The sequence below is a fragment of the Streptomyces sp. AV19 genome (assembly GCF_015999245.1).
Classification (GTDB): domain Bacteria; phylum Actinomycetota; class Actinomycetes; order Streptomycetales; family Streptomycetaceae; genus Streptomyces.
Genome location: NZ_JAEAMR010000010.1, coordinates 1 through 10,035 on the forward strand (window position 1 = coordinate 1; position 10,035 = coordinate 10,035).

Annotated in this window: 9 protein-coding genes; 8 read left to right on the forward strand and 1 reads right to left on the reverse strand. The window is 72.3% G+C overall.

From position 1 onward, the window contains the following. Both I5Q34_RS18345 and trpD read left to right on the forward strand, forming a co-directional pair. Positions 1–1,430, forward strand: a 1,430-nt coding sequence (locus I5Q34_RS18345; RefSeq protein ID WP_199893411.1) for a cytochrome bc complex cytochrome b subunit, incomplete at its 5' end; no start/stop codon positions are given. A gap of 130 nt (positions 1,431–1,560) precedes the next feature. After that, entirely contained in the window at positions 1,561–2,625 is a 1,065-nt protein-coding gene (trpD, locus tag I5Q34_RS18350) for an anthranilate phosphoribosyltransferase (RefSeq protein ID WP_199893412.1), read from the forward strand. 199 nt (positions 2,626–2,824) lie between these two features. Here the strand turns inward: trpD and I5Q34_RS18355 are convergent, their stop codons facing one another. Further along, positions 2,825–4,621 (reverse strand): long-chain fatty acid--CoA ligase, encoded by a 1,797-nt coding sequence (locus tag I5Q34_RS18355; RefSeq protein ID WP_199893413.1) that lies wholly within the window; start codon positions 4,619–4,621, stop codon positions 2,825–2,827. A gap of 307 nt (positions 4,622–4,928) precedes the next feature. On the opposite strand from I5Q34_RS18355, the gene I5Q34_RS18360 reads away from it, so the two are divergent. The 6 genes from I5Q34_RS18360 to I5Q34_RS18385 all read left to right on the forward strand — a co-directional run bounded on the left by I5Q34_RS18360 (position 4,929) and on the right by I5Q34_RS18385 (position 9,851). After that, positions 4,929–5,690 (forward strand): metallophosphoesterase, encoded by a 762-nt coding sequence (locus I5Q34_RS18360; RefSeq protein WP_199893414.1) that lies wholly within the window; start codon positions 4,929–4,931, stop codon positions 5,688–5,690. Positions 5,691–5,779: 89 nt separating this feature from the next. Beyond that, entirely contained in the window at positions 5,780–6,229 is a 450-nt protein-coding gene (locus tag I5Q34_RS18365) for an SRPBCC family protein (RefSeq protein WP_199893415.1), read from the forward strand. A gap of 28 nt (positions 6,230–6,257) precedes the next feature. Next, positions 6,258–7,487, forward strand: coding sequence for an ArsA family ATPase (locus I5Q34_RS18370; RefSeq protein WP_199893416.1), 1,230 nt, complete (start codon positions 6,258–6,260; stop codon positions 7,485–7,487). A gap of 57 nt (positions 7,488–7,544) precedes the next feature. Beyond that, complete coding sequence (locus I5Q34_RS18375; RefSeq protein ID WP_199893417.1) at positions 7,545–8,027, forward strand: DUF5304 domain-containing protein; 483 nt, start codon at positions 7,545–7,547, stop codon at positions 8,025–8,027. Positions 8,028–8,125: 98 nt separating this feature from the next. After that, positions 8,126–9,067: an ROK family glucokinase gene (locus I5Q34_RS18380; RefSeq protein WP_199893418.1), complete on the forward strand. Its 942-nt coding sequence runs from the start codon at positions 8,126–8,128 to the stop codon at positions 9,065–9,067. Positions 9,068–9,086: 19 nt separating this feature from the next. Beyond that, the gene (locus tag I5Q34_RS18385; RefSeq protein ID WP_199893419.1) at positions 9,087–9,851 is read left to right on the forward strand and encodes an endonuclease/exonuclease/phosphatase family protein; all 765 of its coding nucleotides are present in this window, start codon (positions 9,087–9,089) and stop codon (positions 9,849–9,851) included. Positions 9,852–10,035: the final 184 nt, after the last annotated feature.

The window sequence follows — 10,035 nt, forward strand, 5'->3', positions numbered from 1 at the left end:
CGCTGTTCTTCCACCCGAGCATGAACGAGGTCGTCTACCACGGCTCGTACGTCCCGATGCAGGGCGTGCGGATGTCGGAGGCGTTCAAGTCGACGCTGGACATCAGCTTCGACGTGCGCGGTGGTCTGCTGATCCGGCAGATCCACCACTGGGCGGCCCTCGTGTTCATCGCGGGCATGATGGTGCACATGATGCGCGTCTTCTTCACGGGCGCGTTTCGCAAGCCGCGCGAGGTCAACTGGCTGTTCGGCTTCCTGCTGCTGGTCCTCGGCACCTTCACCGGCTTCACCGGTTACTCGCTGCCGGACGACCTGCTCTCGGGCACCGGTGTCCGCATCGCCGACGGTCTGGTGATGTCCGTCCCGCTGGTCGGTACGTACATCTCCTTCTACCTGTTCGGCGGGGAGTTCCCGGGCACGGACTTCGTGGCGCGGTTCTACTCGATCCACATCCTGCTGCTGCCGGGCATCATGCTCGGTCTGGTGGTCGGCCACCTGATCCTGGTCATCTACCACAAGCACACGCAGTTCGCGGGTCCGGGCCGGACCAACAAGAACGTCGTCGGCATGCCGCTGATGCCGGTCTACATGGCCAAGGCGGGAGGCTTCTTCTTCCTGGTCTTCGGTGTCATCGCGGCGATCTCCGCGATCGCGACGATCAACCCCGTCTGGGAGCTCGGCCCGTACCGGCCGGACCAGGTCTCGACCAACGCCCAGCCCGACTGGTACCTGGGCATGTCCGAGGGTCTCTTCCGGATCATGCCGGGCTGGGAGATCAGCTTCGCGGGCCACACCCTGGTCCTGGGCGTCTTCATCCCGCTGCTGGTCTTCGGCGCGGTGCTGGGCATCATGGCGGTCTACCCGTTCCTGGAGTCGTGGCTGACCGGCGACAAGCGCGAGCACCACATCCTGGACCGCCCGCGCAACGCCCCGACGCGCACCGCCTTCGGTGTGGCGTGGCTGACGATGTACGGCGTCGCCCTGATGGCCGGTGGAAACGACCTGTGGGCCACCCACTTCAACCTGTCGGTCAACTCGGTCACCTGGTTCGTCCGGATCACCTTCTTCGCCGGCCCGGTCCTGGCGTTCATCGCCACGCGCCGGATCTGCATGGGTCTCCAGCGCCGCGACAAGGAGAAGGTGCTGCACGGCCGCGAGTCGGGCATCATCAAGCGCCTGCCGCACGGTGAGTTCATCGAGGTCCACGAGCCGCTGACGCAGGAGCAGCTGCACACGCTGACCGCGCACGAGCAGCCGAAGCCGCTGGCCCTGGAGCCCGAGGTCGACGAGAACGGTGTCGTCCGCAAGGTGAAGGCCACGCAGAAGCTGCGGGTCCGGCTCTCGAAGAGCTACTACGGCGAGGACCGGTACGTTTCCAAGGCCTCGGCCAAGGAGTACCAGGAGATCACGAGCGGCCACGGCCACCACTGATCTCTGATCGCCCATAACTGATCGCCACAGCGAAGAGCCCCGTCCAGCGCATGGACGGGGCTCTTCGCCGTTTCCCGGACCTGGTTAGGCTGGAGGCCGAGTACCGGACGACCACCAGGAGCGTGGACCCATGAACGTTGCGACCCAGTCAGGCGGCGACGGCGCGGTGTCCCTCTCCTGGCCGGGCGTCCTGGAGGCGCTGCTCGGCGGGCGGGACCTGAGCGCGGACGACACCGCCTGGGCCATGGACCAGATCATGCGCGGCGCGGCGACCGACGCCCAGATCGCCGCCTTCGCCGTGGCGCTGCGGGCCAAGGGCGAGACGGTCGCCGAGATCTCCGGGCTCGTCCGGGCCATGTACCGGCACGCCAACCTCATCGAGGTGCCCGGGCCCAGCGTGGACATCGTGGGCACCGGGGGCGACGGCGCCAAGACGGTGAACATCTCCACGATGTCCTCGATCGTGGTGGCCGGCACCGGGGTGAAGGTCGTCAAGCACGGTAACCGGGCCGCGTCCTCCGCCAGCGGCGCCTCGGATGTCCTGGAGAAGCTGGGCGTCAACCTGGACCTGTCCCCGGCGCGGGTGGTCGAGGTGGCGCGGGAGGCGGGCATCACCTTCTGCTTCGCGGTGAAGTTCCATCCGGCGCTGCGGCATGTCGCGGCGGCGCGGCGGGAGATGGGGGTGCGGACCACGTTCAACGTCCTCGGTCCGCTGACCAATCCGGCCCGGGTGCGGGCCCAGGCGACCGGCGTCGCGGACGCCCGGATGGCGCCCATCCTGGCCGGCGTGCTCGCCGACCGCGGCTCGTCGGCACTGGTCTTCCGGGGGGACGACGGGATGGACGAGCTGACGACCACGGCCACGTCGCGGGTGTGGATCGTGCGGGACGGTGCCGTGCGCGAGGAGGCGTTCGATCCGCGGGACGTGGGGATCGAGATGGTGCCGGTGGAGGCGCTGCGGGGGGCGGACGCGTCGTACAACGCGGATGTCGCGCGGCGGTTGCTGGCCGGGGAGACGGGGCCGGTGCGGGATGCGGTGCTTCTGAACTCGGCTGCGGCGTTGGTGGCGTTGGCGCCTTCGGCCGAGCCGTTGCCTTCGCAGATCGCGGCGGCGATGGGGCGGGCGGCGGAGTCGATCGACTCGGGGGCGGCCCGGGGGGTTCTGGAGCGGTGGGTGGCGGTCAGTAACGCGTAGGGGGTGGGCGGGGGTTGGGTTGTGCCCCCGGCCCGCCCTTTCACCGTTTCTTCCGGGGCTCCGCCCCTCGGCCCGGCACCGCGCTCCGCGCGGGTCCGGCGTTTGAGGACTTCGCCCGAAGGGCGAATGGGGTCCGGGGTCTCCCCGGAAGAAACGGTGAAAGGGCGGGGCCGGGGCACAACTCCCCCACCGGGCACCCTCACCCGTGATAGATCGCCTCGATCTCGCGCGCGAAGTCCTTCGCGACAACGTTCCGCTTCAGCTTCAGCGACGGCGTCACATGCCCGGACGCCTCCGTGAACTGGGCGCCGAGGACACGGAACTTCCGCACCGACTCCGCCTTCGACACCGCCGCGTTCCCGTCGTCCACCGCCTTCTGGACGTCCGCCAGCAGATCCGGGTCGTCCGCCAGGTCCGCCGCCGTCAGGCCCGCCCGCTTTCCGTGGGACTCCAGCCAGCGCGGCAGGAAGTCCTCGTCGAGGGTGATGAGCGCGCCCACGAACGGGCGGCCGTCGCCGACGACCATGCACTCGGCGACGATCGCGTGGGCCCGGATGCGGTCCTCGATCACAGCCGGGGCGACGTTCTTGCCGCCCGCGGTGACGAGGATCTCCTTCTTCCGGCCGGTGATCCGCAGGAAGCCGTCCTCGTCGAGGGTGCCCAGGTCGCCCGTGTGGAACCAGCCGTCGGCGAGCGCCTCGGCCGTGGCCTTCTCGTTGTTCCAGTAGCCGGTGAACAGGTGCTCGCCGTGCAGCAGCACCTCGCCGTCGTCGGCGATCCGGATCACCGAGCCGGGCAGCGGCTGGCCGACCGTGCCGATCTTGGGACGGTCCCAGGGGTTGAACGCGGTCGCGGCGCAGGACTCCGTGAGGCCGTAGCCCTCCAGGACCGTGAAGCCGATGCCCCGGTAGAAGTGGCCCAGCCGCTCGCCCAGCGGCGCGCCGCCGGAGATGGCGTGGGTCGCCCGGCCGCCGAGCACCGCCCGCAGCTTGGAGTAGACGAGGCGGTCGAAGACCTTGTGCTTGAGCTTGAGGCCGAAGGAGGGGCCCGATTCCGTGTCCAGGGCCCGGCTGTAGGCGATCGCCGTGTCCGCGGCCTTGTCGAAGATCTTGCCCTTGCCGTCGGCCTGGGCCTTGGCCCGCGCCCCGTTGTAGACCTTCTCGAAGACCCGCGGCACGCCCAGGATCAGCGTCGGGCGGAAGCCGGCCAGGTCGTCGGTGAGGTTGCGGATGTCGCTGACCATGCCCAGCCGGATCGGGGCCATGAGCGCGGCGACCTCCACCAGCCGCCCGAAGACGTGCGCCGCGGGCAGGAAGAGGAGGACGGAGGAATCACCGGTGCGGAACAGGGGTTTGAGGCGCTCGACCGCGTTGCCGCACTCCGCGAAGAAGCTGCGGTGGGTGAGTACGCAGCCCTTGGGGCGGCCGGTGGTGCCGGAGGTGTAGACGATGGTCGCGGGGGAGTCCGCGTCGGCCAGCGAGCCGCGCTCGTCGACCTCCTCGTCGGTGACGGCCTCGCCGGCGGTACGCAGCGTGTCCAGCGCGCCGTCCTCGATCCGCCAGACGTGCTTCAGCTCGGGCAGGCGTTCGCGCACCGACTCCACCGACGCCTCGTGCGCCCCGGTCTCCACCAGGCACGCCACCGCGCCGGAGTCGCCGAGGATCCACTCGATCTGCTCGGGGGAACTGGTCTCGTAGACCGGCACGGTGACCGCGCCCGCGCTCCAGATGGCGAAGTCCAGCAGGGCCCACTCGTAGCGGGTGCGCGAGATCAGGCCGATCCGGTCGCCGGGCCGCACGCCCGAGGCCATCAGGCCCTTGGCCGCGGCGCGGACCTCGGCGAGGAACTCCACCGCGGTGACGTCCTGCCAGCCGCCGTCGGTCTTGCGCCCTATCACCACGACCTCTGGGTGGAGCGCGGCGTTCCGGCGGATGAGATCCGTCAGGTTTCCGTCCGCTGGGACCTCGTAGAGGGCCGGAAGGCTGAACTCGCGCAAGACTGCTGCTCCTCGTCGGGCGCCGGCGCCGCCGCGTCGTCGAGGGGCGCTGCGTCGGCTGCGGTCCATGTGTTTCAGGCAGGGGTGAAGACAGGGTGAAGGAGGACGGCCCGGACGTTACCCACCAGTACAGCTTTCGAATAGAGGGTCACGCCCAGATGTTCTGTGCGTCACATGCCGCGGAACCGCTCCCGGCACCCTAGCCCCTCCTCTTGGTGACCCGGAAGTAACCGCAGGTCGCAGCCCTGTCGTGACCCCCGGTCAGGGCCCTTCCGGAGATCGCGTCCGGCGGCCTAGGGTGCTGACCATGCGAGTCCACGTGGTCAGTGATGTACACGGCAACGCCCGGGACCTGGCCCGCGCCGGCGACGGCGCGGACGCCCTGGTCTGCCTGGGCGACCTCGTGCTCTTCCTCGACTACGCGGACCACTCGCGCGGCATCTTCCCCGAGCTGTTCGGGGCGGAGGAGGCCGGCCGTCTCGTCGAGCTGCGGACGGCCCGCCGCTTCGACGAGGCCCGCGCGCTGACCCGTGCCCTGTGGGCGGGCCTCGACAAGGACGCCGAGATCGAGCGGGCCGTCCGCAAGCAGTACGCCGAACTCTTCGCCGCCTTCCCCGCCCCGACCTACGCCACCTACGGCAACGTCGACGTCCCCGCGCTCTGGCCCGAGTACGCCCGCCCGGGCACCACCGTGCTCGACGGCGAGCGGGCCGACATCGGAGGGTGGATCTTCGGCTTTGTCGGAGGTGGCCTGCGGACGCCCATGCGCACCCCCTACGAGATCGATGACGAGGTCTACGCCGCCAAGCTCGCCGCCCTCGGCGAGGTCGACGTGCTCTGCTCCCACATCCCGCCCGACGTGCCGGAACTCTGCTACGACACGGTCGCCCGCCGCTTCGAGCGCGGCAGTTCGGCGCTGCTGGAGACCATCCTGGCCACCCGTCCCAAGTACGCGCTCTTCGGCCACGTCCACCAGCCACTGGCCCGAAGGATGCGCATCGGCGTGACCGAATGCGTCAACGTCGGACACTTCGCGTCCACCGGTACGCCATGGGCGCTGGAGTGGTGACGCGCCGCGAGAGGTAGCCTTCAGCGGCAGACAGCACGACACAGGCGAGTCACGACACAGGCGGCGGCCGGCACGGAGGAGCCACAGCGATGGCGGAACACACCAGTTCGAGCATCACGATCGAGGCGACCCCCGCCGAGGTCATGGCGGTCATCGCCGACTTCGACCGCTACCCGGAGTGGACCGGCGAGGTCAAGCAGGCCGAGGTGCTGGAGAAGGACGATCAGGGCCGGGCCGCCAAGGTGCGCCTGGTACTGGACGCGGGCGCGATCAAGGACGACCACACGCTGTCCTATACCTGGCCCGACGAGCACACGGTCGTCTGGTCGCTGGCCAAGTCGCAGATGCTGCGCCAGCTCGACGGCTCCTACAGCCTCGTCCCGCTGGAGGGCGGGCGCCGGACCGAGGCCACCTACTCCCTCACCGTCGACGTGAAGATCCCGATGCTGGGGATGATCAAGCGCAAGGCGGAGAAGGTCATCATCGACCGCGCGCTCGCCGGGCTCAAGCAGCGCGTTGAGGCCGTCGTCGCCTCCTGACCCCCTCCTCCCTCCCGGAAGGCTCCCCTTGCGCACGGTCCTCGTCACCGGTCCCGGCGGCGCGGGCCGCACCACCGCCGCGGCGGCCACCGCCCTCGCGGCGGCCCGCGCCGGGCACCGCGTCCTGCTGCTGACTGGCGAGCGCGGTCCCGTGCCGGACGCCGTGCTCGGCGTCCCGCTGCCGCGCACCGGCGCGGACGCCCGCCGGCCGTGGGGGACGCCCGTCGAGGCCGCCCCCGGGCTGTGGGCCGCCCGGATCGCCCCCGAGGAGCACTTCACCGCCCTCGCCGGGGACCTCCAGGACCGCGGCGCCGCCCTCTTCGACCTGCTCGGCGCCACCCCCCTCGACCCCGAGGAGCTCACCGAGCTCCCCGGCGCCGAGCCCCTCGCGCTGCTCGCCGCCCTGCGCGCCGCGCACCATGAGGACAGCCTCCGGGACCTGCTCGTCGTCGACATGCCCCCGGCCCACGAGGCCGTCCGGCTGCTCGCCCTGCCCGAGCAGTTGCGCCGCTACCTGCGCCGGCTGCTGCCCCCGGAGCGGCAGGCCGCCCGCGCCCTGCGCCCGGTCCTCGCCCAGCTCGCCGGGGTGCCCATGCCCGCCCAGCGGCTCTACGAACTGGCCGCGCGCTGGGACGCGGAACTGGCCGCCGTCCAGGACGTGATCGACGCGGACTCCACCACCGTCCGCCTGGTCGCCGAGCCGGGCCCGGCCGCCGGGGACGCGCTGCGGCCGGTGCGCGCCGGGCTCGCCCTCCAGGGCGTCCGCGTCGACGCCCTCATATCCAACCGGCTGCTGCCCGCCGGCAGCGGCGACCCCTGGCTCGCCGGCCTGGCCGCCGAGCAGCGCGCCGCGCACGAGGCGCTGCGCGAGGAGTACGCGGCCGACGGCGTCGACGTCCTCGGCCTGCCGCACCTCGGCCGGGCCCCGCGCGGCACCGCCGACCTCGCCGGCCTGGCGGAGCGGGCCGGCCTCGGCAAGCCCGGCGACGGCCCCGCACGGTCCGCCCCCGTCGTCGAGGACCACCTCGCCACCGACAATCTGCTGGTCTGGCGGCTGCCGCTGCCCGGGGCCGAGCGCGGCGGGCTCGGCCTGGTGCGCCGCGGCGACGAACTCATCGTCGCCGTCGGGCCGTTCCGGCGCGTGCTGCCCCTGCCGTCCGCCCTGCGCCGCTGCTCGGTGGCCGGCGCGGGGCTGCGGGACGGAGCGCTGTGCGTACGCTTCGTGCCCGACCCCGGTCTGTGGCCACGGACGCCCTGAACGGCGTTGCCTCGTTCGGGTAACGTCGGAGGAAAGCCCCGGTTCCTGGAGTCCGCCGTGAACGATGCCACCGAGCGCCCCGCCCCGCACGGGGAACCCGACCCCGACGCCTGGGAGACGGCCTGCGCCGAGGACCTCGCCGCGGAACGCGCCCGCCGGCGCGAGCAGTACGGGCCGGGCGGGGGCCCCGGTTCGGCCGCGGAGGAGTTCCGCAAGCTCGTCGACGCCGTCGCCGACAAGGTGTCCGGCCTCCAGCTCCCGCTGGCCGGGGCCGCTGCGCAGGGCGCCGTCCAGCAGATCGTCGACGCCGCCAAGGCCGTCGTCGAGCCCGTCGTCGAGCGCAACCCCGAGGTCTTCGACCACCTCGCGTCCGCCGGCTCCGAGCTGCTCGCGGCCTACCGCGCGGCGGTGCGCGGCCAGGAGCAGCGGTGGACCCGCGGCGCGGCGGACGACCGGGGCGGCAAGGAGGGCCGGGACGGCCGGGACGGCGACGGCGGCGGGGGCGCCCCGGGCGGCACCGAGCGCATCGACCTCGACTGAGGCCGGGGTCGAGACCCCGGACCGAGGCCCGGCAGGGGAGCTCCCTCACCTCCGGTACGGTTGTCGCGGCGGGGTTCGAGCGAAAAACTGAGGGACACATGGGACTCACCATCGGCGTCGACATCGGCGGCACGAAGATCGCGGCCGGCGTGGTCGACGAAGAGGGTTCGATCCTCGCGACATGCAAGGTGCCGACCCCGAGCACGCCCGAAGGGGTCATCGACGCCATCGCCGACGCGGTGCGGACCGTCAGCGCCGACCACGACGTCGAGGCCGTCGGCATCGGCGCGGCCGGTTACGTGGACGACAAGCGGGCCACGGTCCTCTTCGCCCCGAACATCAACTGGCGGCACGAGGCGCTCAAGGACAAGGTCGAGCAGCGCGTCGGCCTCCCGGTCGTCGTCGAGAACGACGCCAACGCCGCGGCCTGGGGCGAGTACCGCTTCGGCGCCGGCCAGGGCCACGACGACGTCATCTGCATCACCCTGGGCACCGGCCTGGGCGGCGGCATCATCATCGGCAACAAGCTGCGCCGCGGCCGCTTCGGCGTGGCCGCCGAGTTCGGGCACATCCGCACCGTGCCGGACGGCCTGCTGTGCGGCTGCGGCAGCCAGGGCTGCTGGGAGCAGTACGCCTCCGGCCGCGCCCTGGTCCGCTACGCCAAGCAGCGTGCCCAGGCCACTCCGGGCAACGCCGAGATCCTCCTCGGCCTGGGCGACGGCACCCCCGAGGGCATCGAGGGCAAGCACATCAGCGAGGCCGCCCGGCAGGGCGACCCGGTGGCCATCGACTCCTTCCGCGAGCTGGCCCGCTGGGTCGGCGCCGGACTCGCCGACCTGGCCTCGCTGTTCGACCCGTCCGCGTTCATCGTCGGCGGCGGGCTCTCCGACGAGGGCGACCTCGTCCTCGACCCGATCCGCAAGTCCTTCCGCCGCTGGCTGGTCGGCGGGCAGTGGCGGCCGCACGCGCAGGTGCTCGCCGCGCAGCTGGGCGGCAAGGCGGGGCTCGTCGGCGCGGCCGACCTGGCGCGCCAGGGCTGACCCGGATCATGATGGTGGCATGCGTGACGTGCTGCCTGATCTGCCGGCGTCGGGCACCGAGGCCGACGGCTCCGCCGTCGTCCGGGTGCTGAGCTACAACGTCCGTTCCCTGCGGGACGACGTGGGGGCGCTGGCCCGGGTCGTCCGGGCCTGCGCTCCCGATGTCGTCTGCGTGCAGGAGGCCCCCCGCTTCTTCCGCTGGCGCAAGTCGGTGGCCCGCTTCGCGCGGGCGGCCGGGCTGGTGTACGTGACGGGCGGGGCGACCGCCTCCGGCCCGATGATCCTGTCCTCGCTGCGGCCCCATGTGGAGTCCGCCGAGGACGTGTTGCTGCCCCGGACGCCCGGGCTGCACCAGCGCGGCCTGGCGACGGCCGTCCTCCGCTTCGGGCGGGCCGCCCGGCTCGCCGTCGTCAGCTGCCATCTGAGCATCCGTGACGAGGAGCGGTATGCCCAGGGGCACTTGGTGCTCTCCCGGCTGGCGTCGATGGGCGTGCCCCACGGTGTGGTCGCCGGCGACCTCAACGACCGGCCGGACGGGCGGACGTTCGGGCTCCTGGCGGACGCGCTGCAGGACGGCTGGGCGGTGAAGCCGTGGGGGCGGGAGCATACGACGCGGCTGGGCGATCCGTTGCAGCGGATCGACGCGGTCTTCGCGACGCGGGGGGTTGAGGTGTTGGGGTGTGGGGTGCCGATGGGGTTGGCGGGGGTGGAGGAGTCTGATTTGCGGGCGGGGACGGATCATTTGCCGGTGTTGGGGGTGGTGCGGGTGCCGGTGGGTGGGTGAGGGTTGGTTTGCCCCCGCCCCGCCCTTTCACCGTTTCTTCCGGGGCTGCGCCCCTCGGCCCGCTCACCGCGCTCCGCGCGGTGGGTGCGGGGGCTGCGCCCCCTGCGCCCCGTTCCGGGGCGGGGCCCTGGCCTGATGCGGGGCTGCGTCCTCGCGTCCGCTCCCGGGGGCTTCGCCCCCTGGC